We start from the raw sequence: 12,705 nt of genomic DNA, 5'->3' as shown, positions 1-12,705 counted from the left end.
GTCCTCGGCGGTGGCGCACGGGGCGCGACGGCCGAATGCCGGGAGCTGGCCGAGGAGTTGGGGGCCGTCCTCGTCACCTCGGCCAACGGCAAGGGTGTCGTCGACGAGCGCCATCCGCTGTCGCTCGGCGTCTCCCTGCACGTCCCCGCCGTGCAGAAGGCGCTCGGGGACTGCGATGTCGTGCTGGCCGTGGGTACGGAACTCGCCGAGTCCGACCTATGGGCGGCGCCGCCCGACTCGCTCGGCGGGACGCTGATCCGGGTGGATGTCGACCCGGCGCAGATGTACGCGGGCGTGGCCGCGGACATAGCGCTCGTCGGTGACGCGCGGGTGTGCCTGCGGGAGGTGCTGCGTGCCGTCGCCGCCTGGCCCGACCGGCCGCAGGCACCCGACCCGGACTCCAACACCCCTGTGTTCGTACGGGAGGTGCTGGACGAACGTGATACGGCGACCGCCGCCCGGGACGCCCGCTGGCTGCCGTATCTGCGGGTGATCCGCGAAACCCTGGACGAGGACGCGGTGCTGATCTCGGACAGCGCGCAGTGCTGCTACTACGGTGCGCTGCCCCATCTGCCGGTCGGCCCGCGCGGCCGGTTCCTGCACCCGACCGGGTTCGGGACGCTCGGCTACGCCCTGCCCGCGGCCGTCGGCGTCAAGGCGGCGCAGCCCGAGCGACAGGTCGTCGCGCTCAGCGGGGACGGCGGTCTGCAGTTCTCCGTGCAGGAGCTTGCGACCGCCGTACAGCTTCAACTGCCCCTGCCCGTCGTGGTGTTCGACAACGGCGGCTACGGCGAGATCCGCGACGAGATGACCGCCCGCGGTGACACCCCGGTCGGCGTCGACCTCCCGCCCGTCGACCTGCCCGCGCTGTGCCGCGCCTACGGCGGTGCGGGTGAGCACGCCCCGACACCCGACGCGCTCGCCGCCGCGCTGGCACGGGCCCTGCGCACGCCCGGTCCCACCCTCATCACCGTTCCCGAGGAGACCCCCGTATGAGTGCCCCCACTCCCCTGATCTCGCTGACCTGGACCGATCACGTCACCGGCCGGGAGGGTTTCCTCGTGGTCGACCGGCTGGTGCGCGGTGTGTCCAGCGGCGGCCTGCGGATGCGCGCCGGCTGCACCCTCGACGAAGTCGCGGGCCTCGCCCGGGGCATGACGATGAAGGAAGCCCTGCACTACAACCCGGACGGCCGCTACATCCCGCTCGGCGGCGCCAAGGGCGGCATCGACTGCGACCCTCGTGACCCCGAGGCGTACGGCGTTCTGGTGCGCTACCTGCGGGCGATGCGGCCGCACATCGAGAGCTTCTGGACCACTGGTGAGGACCTGGGCCTGACCCAGGACGTGGTGGACAAGGCCGCCGCCGAGGCCGGGCTCGTCTCCTCGATCCAGGCCGTGTACCCGCTGCTCGACGACGAGCACGCCGCCCGGCAGCGGCTCGCCGACGCGTTCGCCGTGGACGTCGACGGCATCGGCCTCGACGAGCTGGTGGGTGGCTGCGGAGTCGCGGAGTCGGTGCTCGCCGCCCTTGACCGGGCCGGGGTGCCGTACGCGGGCACGCGCGTGTCGGTGCAGGGCTTCGGCACGATGGGCGGCGCCACGGCCCGGTTCCTGTCCCGGGCGGGGTTGAAGGTCGTCGCGGTGGCCGACGTGAAGGGCACCGTGGCCAACCCGCAGGGCCTGGACGTCGAGACGCTGCTCGCCGGGCGCGACGGGTACGGAGCCGTGGACCGGGGCGTGTTGCGGGCCTCGGACGTGGAACTGCCCGGTGCGGAGTGGCTGTCGGTGGAGGCCGAAGTACTGGTCCCCGCGGCCGTCTCGTACGCCGTCGACACCGTCAACCAGGCGCGGATCGGGGCTGCCGTGCGGTGGGTCGTCGAGGCGGCCAACATGCCCGTACTGCCGGACGCGGAGGCGTTGCTCGCGGACCGGGGCGTGCAGGTGCTGCCGGACGTGGTGGTCAACTCCGGTACGAACGCCTGGTGGTGGTGGACGCTGTTCGGTGACATCGGTGCGGACGCCGACGAGGCGTTCGCGTACACGCGGCGGTCGATGCGCGCGCTGATCGACCAGATGCTGGCGCGGGCGGCCTCGGACGGGACGACTCCGAGGGCGGCGGCGCACGCGATCGTCGCCGACCGGCTGCCGCTGATCGCGGAGCGCTTCGGGTGGTACCGATGACCGCCGGGGAGCGCTGCGCCGTGGAAGCGGCGGCGGCGCAGGGCGGTCCGGTCCGTCCCGCCGGGATCGACGGGATCGACGGGCTCGACGCGCTTTTCGACCCCCGTTCGGTGGCGGTGGTGGGCGCGTCCGCCCGGCCCGAGAAGTGGGGGTACTGGCTGGCCGCCGGGGCCCTCGAAGGGCGGTCGCGCCGGGCGGTGCACCTGGTGAACCGGCGGGGCGGCGCGCTGCACGGTGTGCCGTTCCTGCCGGACCTGGACGCGCTGCCGTCGGCGCCGGAGCACATCGTGGTGGCCGTACCCGCGCCGCAGGTCGAGCCCGTGGTGGCGGAGGGTCTCGCGGCCGGTGCGCGGTGCTTCACCGTCATCACGTCGGGTGGTTCGAGCGCCGAGGTGGAGCGTGCGCTCGCCGCGCGGGTCACCTCGGCCGGGGCGCGGCTGCTCGGGCCCAACTGCATGGGTGTGGTGGACACGACGACGGCGCTGCGGCTGAGTTGGGGCGAGTTCCCGGCCGGTGCGGTGGGGCTCGTGTCGCAGAGCGGGAACCTGGCCCTGGAGATCGGGCGGCTGCTCGCCCGTGCCGGGCAGGGCTTCTCCCGCTTCGTGTCGCTTGGCAACCAGCGGGACATCGACGCGGCCGACGCCCTGGACGCGCTGATCGCCCATCCGCCGACCCGGGTCGTCGCCGCGTACGTGGAGGACTTCCGCGACGGTCGGCGCCTGGCCCGCACGCTCGCGGCGGCGCACGCGGCGGGCAAACCGGTGCTGCTGCTCACCGTGGGCCGCAGTGCCGCCTCCGGCCGTGCGGCGGCCTCGCACACCGGCGCCCTGGTCAGCGCGCGGGCGACGGTGGAGGCGGTGTGCCGGGACGCGGGCGCGCTGCTCCTGGACACGGCCGGGCAACTGGTGGACACCGCGCTGTGTCTGCTCAGCGCACCGCAGCCGAGGTCCACCGCTGTGGCGGCACGGCCGTCGGCGGGGTTGCGGGTCGCGGTGGTCGGGGACAGCGGAGGTCAAGGGGCCCTGGCGGCGGACGCGTTGGCGGCGCGCGGGCTCACCGTGCCGGAGCTGTCGGAGGGTACGGCGCGTGCGGTGGCGGCGGAGTTGCCCGTGGGCGCGTCCTGCGGCAATCCGGTCGACCTGGCCGGGGCCGGCGAGGCGGATCTGGGCAGTTACGCCCGGGTCGTGCGCGCACTCCTCTCGGGCGGCGACGCGGACGCCGTCGTACTGACCGGGTACTTCGGTGACTACGCGGCCGCCAACCCCGCCCAGGCCGCGCAGGAGTGCGAGGTGGCGCGCCAACTCGCCGTCGCGGCACGGGAGTCGGGGTGTCGTCTGGTCGTGCACACGATGGCGCGGGGCACCCCCGCCCTCGCCGAGCTGCGCGCGCACGCCGTGCCCGTGTACGAGCGCATCGAGGAAGCGGCGGGCGCGCTGGCGGGCGCGGCCGGGTTGCGCGCGCCGGCGGCGGTCGCCGAACGGGCCTCGGCACCCCCGGCCCCCGGATCCCCGCTGCGGGACGGCGGCTACGCGTCCGTGCGCGCACTGCTCGCCTCGTACCAACTGGCCTTTCCCGCAGCCCAGTTCACTGGACCGGACGCCGATGAGGTGGTGGCCGCCGGGCGCCAGGTCGGGTATCCGCTGGTGCTCAAGGCGATGGGGCTCGCCCACAAGACGGAGGCGGGCGGGGTCGCTCTCGGTATCGGGGACGAGGTGGAACTGCGGGCCGCGTTCACGCGCATGCGGGCGCGGACCGGGGCGGACCGCTTCGCCGTGGAGGCGATGGTGTCACCGCCGCACGCGGTCGAGCTCATCGTCGGCGTACGGCGCGACCCGGCGTTCGGTCCGGTGGTGATGGTGGGGATCGGCGGCACCACGGCCGAGTTGCTCGCCGACACCGCCGTGGCGCTCGCCCCGCTGCCGGTCGAGCAAGCCCGTGCACTGCTGCTCTCGCTGCGCCATGCCCCGCTCCTTACCGGGTGGCGTGGCGCGCCGCCGGTCGACCTGGACGCGGCGGCCGCGGCGGTGTGCGCGGTCGCGCGGGCCGGAGCAGACCGCCCCGAACTGTCCGAGCTCGAAGTCAACCCTCTGCTGGTTCACCCGGGCGGCGTGGTCGCCCTCGACGCACATGGAGTGCTCTCTTGAGCGACATGGTGGAGAAGAACGTCAACACAGCCTGGACAGAAGGAAGTTGGGGGTTCGCGGGGCGTACGTATGTCGTGACCGGCGGCGGCAGCGGCATCGGCCGGGCCGTGTCCCTCGCGCTCGCCGCGGCCGGGGCGCGGGTCGTCGTCGCGGGCCGTACGCCGGAGAAGCTGGACGAGACGGTGGCGCTGGCCGAGAAGGCGGGCGGGCAGGCGCTCGCCGTGCCGACCGACGTGCGGGACCCGGACGCCGTCGACGCGCTCGTGGCGGCCGGGGTCGAGCGCTTCGGGCGCCTCGACGGCCTGGTCAACAACGCGGCCGGCAACTTCGTCGCGCCCGGCGTCGACCTCAGCCCCAACGGCTGGCGCGCCGTCGTCGACATCGTGCTCAACGGCTCGTACTTCTGTACGCGGGCGGTGGCGCGGCAGTTGCGCGCGCAGGGCACCGGGGGCTCGATCCTCTCGGTGATCGCGACGTACGCGTGGCACGGCCATCCCGGCACGGTGCACTCGGCCGCGGCGAAGGCGGGTGTGCTCGCCATGACCCGCACCCTGGCCGTCGAACTCGCCCCGCTGGGCGTCCGGTTGAACTGTGTCGCCCCCGGCCCCACGGAGACGGAGGGCGCGGGTGCGGCGCTGTGGGCGACCGAGGAGGCCCGGTCCGGGGTGCTCGCGACGGTGCCCGCGGGGCGGTTCGCGGAGCCGTCGGAGATCGCGGACGCGTCGCTGTTCCTGCTGAGCGAGCGGGCCTCGTACCTGACGGGTGAGTGCCTGACGGTGGACGGGGGTCAGTGGCTGGGCAAGCAGGTGTACGGGCGGACGGGCGCCTGATCCCCCCTTCCCCCCCTCGCAACCACGAACGCCGGTGGGGCTGAATCCTCAGCCCCACCGGCGTTCACGCGTGCGCCCTCAGTCGCGCACCTTCAGTCGCGTACTCACTCGCGCCCCCGGCGCCCCTTCGCGCCGAGCACGTGGAAGAGGAGTCCGACCCCGAGGAACAGCAGGAGCGGGACGACCTGGGTGAGGGTGTAGGCGAGGCGCTGGCCCGCGAACGACTCGGGCAGCGAGTCCGCCGGTGACCCCTGCGTGCCGAACCAGCCGACACCGAAGCCCGGCCAGATCAGCACCACCACGGTGAAGGCGACGAAGCCGGTGGAGAGCAGCGTCACGAGCCACACCCCCGCCTTGCCGCCGGGCACGCTGTACGGCCGGTTCACGTCCGGGTACTTGCGGCGCAGCACGAGCAGGCTCGGGAAGGTGATGACGTACGAGATGAAGGTGGTGCAGATGGTCAGGCCGAGGCCTGCGGCGAAGTACTTCTCGCCGTCGCCTTCCGTGAGGTTGAGGGCGACGACGAAGAGGATCGAGGCCAGGACGGCGGAGAGCATGTTGACCCGTACCGGCGTGCCGTGCTTCTCGGAGATCACGCCGAGCCAGGCGGGTCCCGCTCCGTCGGCGCAGGCGACGGCCTGGGCCCGGTGGGCGCCCATGGCCCAGGCGACGCCGCTGGTCAGCAGGCCGATGATGAGGCCGGCAGCGGCGATTCCGCCGAAGACGGCGCCCGCTCCGGTGAGGGTGACCGTGCCGTCGGCGGCGATGGAGCCGCCGTAGACGGTGAACACGGCCTTGCAGGCGTCGATGAAGCCGCCGAGGCTGCCGATGTCCTCGCTGGGCAGCACGAAGAGGATGCCGAGAATGGGCGCCCCGTACAGGAACAGCGAGGCGAGGCCGGAGCGGAGAATGGCCAGCGGGATGTCGCGGCGCGGGTTCTTCATCTCCTCCGAAGCGGAGCTGGGCAGTTCGAAGCCGACGAAGTTGAAGATGAGGACGGGGACGAGCGCGACGAAGCCGACGTAGGTGGGCGTGAACTCGGCCGCGGGCAGGGTGTGTACGCCGTTCTGGACGGCGAAGACGACGACGGAGACGAGGAAGAAGCCGAGCAGCACGATCCGGGCGAGGGCGCCCGCGATGGGCACCCACTTCCCGACGCGTACGGACTGCACGACGGTGAGCGCGCCGCCCCAGATGAAGACCAGACCGGCGACGTACTTCCACAGTCCGGGCAGCGGGGTGAAGAACTCTTCCCACGTGGAGAGGGCGATGATGCACAGACTGCCGCCCACCCACACGGGGTTGGATATCCAGTACAGGATCTGGTTGACGCCCGCGGTGAGCCGCCCGAAGGCGAGGCGGGTCCATACGTAGGGGCCGCCCTGTACGGGGAAGGACGAGCCGAGTTCGGCGACGAGCAGGCCGTACGGCAGGAAGAAGGCGACGGCGAGGATCGCCATCCAGGTCAGGCCCTGCGGCCCCTGGGCAGCGACGGAGCCGATGGTGTCGAGGCCGACCAGGGTGCAGATGAGGAAGAACAGGACGTCAAGGCGGCGCAGGTCCTTGCGGAGCCTGCCGCGTTGCTCGCCCCAGCCGTCGGAGAGATCCGGGGCTTCGGCGGCGGGCGGGTTCGCTCCCCCTGTGACGGGGGTGGAAGGTGCTTGGGTCACGGGATGACTCCTACGGCGGCGGTACGGGGAGTTCGTACGGGCGCGACTCTCACTGACTGAACGGCCAGTCAGTAAAGGGGACTGTGAACCCGGCGCCGCGCGCTGTCAAGAGATCGCGCAGCAGCGGCACAGGTCCCTGCGGGGCGGGCGATGTGTAGGGTTGCCGCGTGGCACGAGTCCGGTTGAGTGTGGAGCAGCGGCGCGAGGAGATCCTGCGGGCGGCGGTCGAGCAGATCGACACCCGGGGCGTGAGCGCGGTACGGATCGCGGATGTGGCGTCGGCCCTGTCCGTGAGCAACGCGCTGGTGCTGTACCACTTCGCGACGAAGGAGAAGCTCGTCGCGGCCGCCTACGCCTACGCCGCCGAGGGCGACCTGGCCCACCTGCGCAGACTCCTCGGCCGCCGTACCAGCGCACTGCGCCGACTGCGCGCGGCTGTGCGCTGGTACGCGCCGACGGGGCAGGCCAAGGGCTGGAAGGTGTGGATCGAGGGCTGGGCGGCGTCGCTGCGCGACCCGGCGCTGCGTGCCGTGGCCGCCGACCTCGACCAGGAGTGGAAGGCCGCCCTCGCCGAGGTGATCGCGGAAGGTGTGGCGGCCGGCGAATTCCGGTGCGAGGACCCGAAGTCGACGGCCTGGCGCCTCACCGCCCTGCTCGACGGCCTGGCGGTACAGATGACGGCGTACGCGGGCTCGCTCCCCCGCAGCACGATGCTGCGCTGGACCGACGAGGCGCTCGCACGCGAACTGGGCGTGGAGCGCTCGGCGTTGACGGCTACGGGACGCTGAGCGGTCTCGACGGCCACGGGACGTTGATTCCCGTCGACGGTCGGTCGACAGTCACCGGACGCCGACCGGCCGCCCCTCGGAACCCTGCCCCTCGGTCGGCTTGTGCGGGGTCTTCTCCCAGGTGAACGGGGAGGACACCAGTTGGAACGCGGCACGCCAGGCCGCCACCCACCACAGCACCGAGTAGAGCGGGGTGAACAGGGCGTGCCACGGCCGCTCGGCACCGACCCGCCTGGCCGCCGCGTACATGGCCCCGACCCACACCACGACCGAGACGCCCTGAGCGATCAGCGCGGGCACCGCCACCGCACCACCCACGGGCGACCAGGCCGCACCGCACAGCCCGATGACGGTGAGTGCGACGGCCACCGGCTGGATCATCGCGGTCACGGGCGCGCTCGCCACCACCCCGAGGAGTACGAGGATCCCGGAGGCCCGGAAGCGGCGCGCGGTCGTCACGGGGCGGCGGGTGTGCACCATCGTCGTCATCAGGAAGCCCTTGAACCACCGGGTGCGCTGCCGGATGAACGGGCCGACGCTGTCGACGGCTTCCTCCCAGGTGACGGCCTTGATCGTCTCGGTGCGGTATCCCATCGCCGCGCAGCGCATCCCGAGGTCGGCGTCCTCGGTGACGTTCCAGGCGTCCCAGCCGCCGAGGGTGCGCAGAACGTGGGTGCGGAAGTGGTTGCTGGTGCCGCCGAGCGGAATCGGCAGCCGCAGCCGGGCAAGTCCGGGCAGGGCGAGCGTGAACCGCATCGCGTATTCGAGGGCGAACTGCCGGGTCAGCCAGTTGGTGGCGGCGTTCTGGAACAGCAACTGGGCCTGTACGCAGGCTAGTTGGGCGTCCCGTGCGGCGAAGCGGGCGGCGACGCGGCGCAGTTGGTCGAGGTCGGGCCGGTCCTCGGCGTCGAAGATGACGACGAGTTCACCGCGGGCAAGGAGCAGCCCGAGGTTCACCGACCGGGGCTTGGTCTGCGGTGGGCCGGGCGGGAGTTCGACGATCCGGATGTACGGGGGCGGGTCCGCGGCCCGTACCGCCCGAGCGGTGTCCGGGTCGTGGCGCTCCACGAGGATCTGCACGTCGAGGAGGTGCGCGGGGTAGTCGAGGCGGGCCAGGTGCCGGACCAGGCCGCCGATCACCTCGGACTCCTGGTAGGCGGGCACCAGCACGGTGTACGGCGGGAGTTCGGCGTCCGGCAGGGGCGGGTCGTCGGTGTCGCCGCAGTGCTCTCCGGGCAGCAGTCCTGCCAGTACGAACAGGGCGTTGACCAGGCTGTAGACCGCCACGAGCGCGGCCAGGACCGCCAGGAGCACCAGGGGTGCGGCGATCAGCACGACGAGCGCGCCGGCCGCGCTCGCCGCGAAGGCTGCGAGCTGCCAGCGCGCGAACCCGGACCTGGCCGCCATGTCCGGGTGCCGGCGCGTGAACCCGTCGGCCATCTCGTCGGCCACTTCCGCGGCCCGCTCCCGCAGGACCCGCTCCTGCTCCTCGAACCCGCCGCGCGCCAGTGCGCGCACGACGGACTCTTCCCCGTACCCGGTCATGTCCCCCACCCGTGTTTCCGTCCGATGTTCTCATCGGTCAGGTTGTGCGCTCGCCCCGGTGGCTCGGCGCGGGGCTCGCCGTCCTCGGCCTGGTCAGCCCGCTCCCCGCGCTGAGCGGCCGCACCGGCACCGCCGCCGGGCCCGCTCGGTCACTTGCGGCGGTGCGGCAGCAGGTGCGCGTAGCGCGGGTACTCCTCGTGCAGCAGCCGCCCCACGACCGCCCCGCCGAAGGCCACGACCGAGACGCCCACCAGCCAGGACTGGACGACGAGCACCGTGCCGTACGGCCCGTACGCGACCGCGTTGGACGCGATCAGCGGCGAGAACACCAGGTGGGAGAAGACGCGTAGGCCGATGAGTCCGAGCACCGTCGCCACCGCGCCGGGCAGCAGGGCACGCCAGCCGACCCGGCCCCCGAGGAGCAGCCGCTGCGACCACCAGAAGAACAGCACGGCGGTCAGCACCGCGCTGACGAAGTGCCACAGCGAGGTGCCGAACGCCGGACCCGCGCCCGCGCGGGCCTCCGTGATCTGGGCGGACGCGAAGAGGTAGCCGATCAGCGCGGCGAGCCACACCGCGTGCCGCCACATGGTGTGCCAGCGGGCCGGGCGCAGCTCCCACACCTTCTCGTAGCCGGTCTGCAGGGCCGACCCGAAGGTGAGGCCGAAGACGGCGAGCGCCGCGAGGCCGTACGCGGTGGTGGCCTCCAATGCCTTCCGGGGCGGCGCGAACAGCTCCTCGACCTCCTGCTGGGCGCCGGTCGACACGCCCAGGCCGCGCCCCAGCCACTCGGCGAAGCCCTGGCCCTGGGCCGGGTCGACGGCCGCCACCACGATGAGCAGCGGCACCAGCGTGAGGAAGCCGAGCGCCGCGAGTCCCATCGATCGGTGCATCAGCTCCAGGTCGCTGCCCCGCCGCCAGCCACGGGCCGCGACGGAGCCCGTCACCGCGTGGTAGATCCGCCGCCACACCGACCGGCCGGCCGCAGGGTCCTCGGAGCCTGAGCCCGCTCCATTGGAAGACTTCTCGCGCATGCAGTGTGGCCTACCCGCCGTAGTCGTACTGTCTCGTACCTTCAGTCGTTCACCGGGCGCGATCACCCGAAGGCGACGAACGCCCGCGCCCTGCCCTCGGTTCAGATTCCGCAGAAGGGCAAGGTCCGTACGTATCCGCCGACGTTCTCGTCGTCGGTTCCAAGGAGGGCGTCGGCGGTGCCGGGCAGGCACTCCACGGCCTCGATCTTGTAGTGCGGGAACCTCCCGAGGACGGTGGGACGCGGCGAGAGCACGACCCGTACGCCGCCCTCGGCCGACGCGGTCGCCCAACCGGCCGCGCTCACCGCGGAGTTGAAGGGGCCGTCGTCACCGGCGTCCGACGCCGAGCTCACGAGGATCCGGCCGGAGTCGGTCACCGAGATGTCGGAGATATGGCGGGTGCCGGTGTCGGTCGGGTACGGCGCCCGGTAGGTCTGGCGGGTCACGGTGCCGAACTTCGCCTCGCCCCACGGCGCGAACGAGAGCGGCGCGGCGTAAAGCGTGGCGGCCCGGCCGGTGCCCGCTCCCCGGTCCGCCCACAGGGCGGCGAGTTGTCCGTCGCGGTGCACGAGCGCGAAGCTCTCGAAGTCGTCGCCTTCGCCGATCGCGGGCAGTGGCGTGTAGTCGACGACCGTGGCCGTGGAACCGGCGACCTTCAGGTGGTACGCGATGCCGCGGCCGGCGAGCGCCATGTACTCCCCCGGCTTCCCGGGGACCGCTTCAACGGCTTCCAGGTCGACGGGTTCCGGTCCGTCCCAGGTCAGCGGGGCGACGTCGGCGGAGCCCGCACTGTGAGTGAGCCGGGACAGGTGAGGCAGTCCGGACTTCTTGTTGTCGTGGACGACGAGCGCGTCGATGCCTGCGCCGCTTCCGGTACGGCTCTCGTAGGCGATACCGCTGACCCCGCTGCGGGTGTCCGTGCCGACTCGCTGCCACCCGTCGGCCGCTCCTGCCGGGGCGGTGGCGTACAGGGTCAGCAGTGCGGTCGCCGCGCTGAGCCATGCCGCGCGCGGCAACGTCGGGAATTTCACTGGGCCTCCTGCTGTGCCTGTCGTCCGGCGCGAAGGCCGCGCCGGACGACAGGTTAGGGAGCGAGGAGGGCGTGACCGGCGGGGATCGGTGTGGCCCCGCGGTGGTTACCCCGTTTGCCGGGTCAGCGGAAAGCCGCGTGGCCCGTGAGGGCGTGGCCGAGGGCGAGGGTGTGCATCTCGGTGGTGCCTTCGTACGTCAGGACGGATTCGAGGTTGTTGGCGTGCCGGATGACCGGGTACTCGAGGGAGATGCCGTTCGCGCCGAGGATCGTGCGGGCCGTGCGGCAGATGTCGATGGCTTCCCGGACGTTGTTCAGCTTGCCGAAGCTGATCTGTGCGGGGTGGACGCCTGCCGGTGAGTCCTTGAGGGCCGACAGGTGGAGGGCGGTGAGCGTGGCCTTGTGGAGCTCCACCGCCATGTCGACCAGCTTCTGCTGGGTCAGCTGGAACGCCGCGATGGGCTTGCCGAACTGCTCGCGCTGCAGGGCGTATTCGCGGGCCGTCCGCCACGCCGAGCGGGCCGCGCCGGTGACGCCCCAGACGATGCCGTAGCGGGCCTCGTTCAGGCAGGTCAGCGGGACGCCCACACCGCGCGCTTCCGGGAGTTGCGCGGAGGCGGGGAGGCGTACGCCGTCGAGGACCAGCTCGCTCGTCACCGAGGCGCGCAGCGACATCTTGTGCTTGATGAGCGGCGCCGAGAAGCCAGGGGTGTCGGTGGGGACGACGAAGCCTCGTACACCGTCCTCGGTCTGCGCCCAGACGACCGCGACGGCCGCGACCGAACCGTTGGTGATCCACATCTTGCGGCCGTCGAGGATCCAGTCACCCCCACCGTCGCGGCGGGCCCTGGTCGTCATGGATGACGGGTCGGAGCCGTGGTCGGGTTCGGTCAGGCCGAAGCAGCCGATCGCGGAGCCCTCCGCCATCCTCGGCAGCCACTCCTGCTTCTGCTCCTCGGAGCCGAAGCGGTGGATGGCGAACATGGCGAGGGAGCCCTGAACGGAGACGAAGGAGCGCAGGCCGGAGTCGGTCGCTTCCAGTTCACGGCAGGCGATGCCGTACGCGCGGGCCGACATTCCGGCACAGCCGTAGCCGTCCAGATGCATGCCGAGCAGCCCCAACTTGCCGAATTCGCGGGCGAGTTCGGGCAGGTCCGGGAGTTCACCGGCCTCGAACCAGTCGGCGATGTGCGGTTCGACCTTGTCGTCGAGGAACTGGCGGACCGTGTCGCGCACGGCGCGTTCCTCGTCGGTGAGGAGGGCTTCGAGGTTCAGCGGGTCGTTCGCGTCGAGGGTGGGGAACGGCATGCGGGCGGGCTCCTTGAGGGTGAGGGTTCGGCGGGGCGTCAGGCGGAGTCGGTCGTCGGTCGGAGTCAATCGGAAGGGTTCAGGAGGCTGTCGATCTGCGCGTCGTCGTAGCCGAGTTCGGCGAGTACGGCGCGGCTGTGCTGGCCGAGTGTGGGTGGGGCGGTGCGTACGGG

10 protein-coding genes are annotated in these 12,705 nt (G+C 72.5%); 5 read left to right on the top strand and 5 right to left on the bottom strand.

What is annotated here, in order from left to right:
* From GUY60_RS24130 to GUY60_RS24115, 4 genes are all read left to right on the top strand, one after another.
* Window positions 1-996, top strand: a 996-nt coding sequence (locus GUY60_RS24130) for a thiamine pyrophosphate-binding protein (protein WP_246235551.1), incomplete at its 5' end; no start/stop codon positions are given.
* Entirely contained in the window at window positions 993-2,183 is a 1,191-nt protein-coding gene (locus tag GUY60_RS24125; protein ID WP_161701256.1) for a Glu/Leu/Phe/Val dehydrogenase dimerization domain-containing protein, read from the top strand. The genes GUY60_RS24130 and GUY60_RS24125, both read left to right, overlap by 4 nt.
* Entirely contained in the window at window positions 2,180-4,327 is a 2,148-nt protein-coding gene (locus GUY60_RS24120; RefSeq protein WP_161701254.1) for an acetate--CoA ligase family protein, read from the top strand. The genes GUY60_RS24125 and GUY60_RS24120 overlap by 4 nt, the downstream gene beginning before the upstream one ends.
* A 5-nt stretch (window positions 4,328-4,332) precedes the next feature.
* Window positions 4,333-5,157 (top strand): SDR family oxidoreductase, encoded by an 825-nt coding sequence (locus tag GUY60_RS24115; protein WP_161701260.1) that lies wholly within the window; start codon window positions 4,333-4,335, stop codon window positions 5,155-5,157.
* 104 nt (window positions 5,158-5,261) lie between these two features.
* Here GUY60_RS24115 and GUY60_RS24110 read toward each other — a convergent pair whose 3' ends face one another.
* The gene (locus tag GUY60_RS24110; RefSeq protein WP_161701252.1) at window positions 5,262-6,827 is read right to left on the bottom strand and encodes an APC family permease; all 1,566 of its coding nucleotides are present in this window, start codon (window positions 6,825-6,827) and stop codon (window positions 5,262-5,264) included.
* 167 nt (window positions 6,828-6,994) lie between these two features.
* Here GUY60_RS24110 and GUY60_RS24105 point away from each other — a divergent pair, with 167 nt between their 5' ends.
* Window positions 6,995-7,615, top strand: coding sequence for a TetR/AcrR family transcriptional regulator (locus GUY60_RS24105; RefSeq protein WP_161701250.1), 621 nt, complete (start codon window positions 6,995-6,997; stop codon window positions 7,613-7,615).
* A 51-nt stretch (window positions 7,616-7,666) separates the two neighbouring features.
* On the opposite strand, the gene GUY60_RS24100 is transcribed toward GUY60_RS24105, so the two are convergent.
* The 4 genes from GUY60_RS24100 to GUY60_RS24085 form a co-directional block, all read right to left on the bottom strand.
* Entirely contained in the window at window positions 7,667-9,160 is a 1,494-nt protein-coding gene (locus GUY60_RS24100; protein ID WP_161701249.1) for a glycosyltransferase, read from the bottom strand.
* A 149-nt stretch (window positions 9,161-9,309) separates the two neighbouring features.
* Window positions 9,310-10,194 carry a YhjD/YihY/BrkB family envelope integrity protein gene (locus GUY60_RS24095; RefSeq protein WP_161701247.1) on the bottom strand — a complete coding sequence of 295 codons (885 nt, stop codon included), beginning with the start codon at window positions 10,192-10,194 and terminating at the stop codon, window positions 9,310-9,312.
* A 101-nt stretch (window positions 10,195-10,295) separates the two neighbouring features.
* Window positions 10,296-11,225: a hypothetical protein gene (locus tag GUY60_RS24090; protein WP_312866406.1), complete on the bottom strand. Its 930-nt coding sequence runs from the start codon at window positions 11,223-11,225 to the stop codon at window positions 10,296-10,298.
* A gap of 122 nt (window positions 11,226-11,347) precedes the next feature.
* Window positions 11,348-12,532 carry an acyl-CoA dehydrogenase family protein gene (locus GUY60_RS24085; protein ID WP_161701245.1) on the bottom strand — a complete coding sequence of 395 codons (1,185 nt, stop codon included), beginning with the start codon at window positions 12,530-12,532 and terminating at the stop codon, window positions 11,348-11,350.
* Window positions 12,533-12,705: the final 173 nt, after the last annotated feature.

Origin of the sequence: Streptomyces boluensis, assembly GCF_009908195.1 — a bacterium.
Classification (GTDB): domain Bacteria; phylum Actinomycetota; class Actinomycetes; order Streptomycetales; family Streptomycetaceae; genus Streptomyces; species Streptomyces boluensis.
The sequence above is the reverse complement of the archived record's forward strand: the minus strand, read 5'-3'. Positions and strand labels throughout refer to the sequence as shown.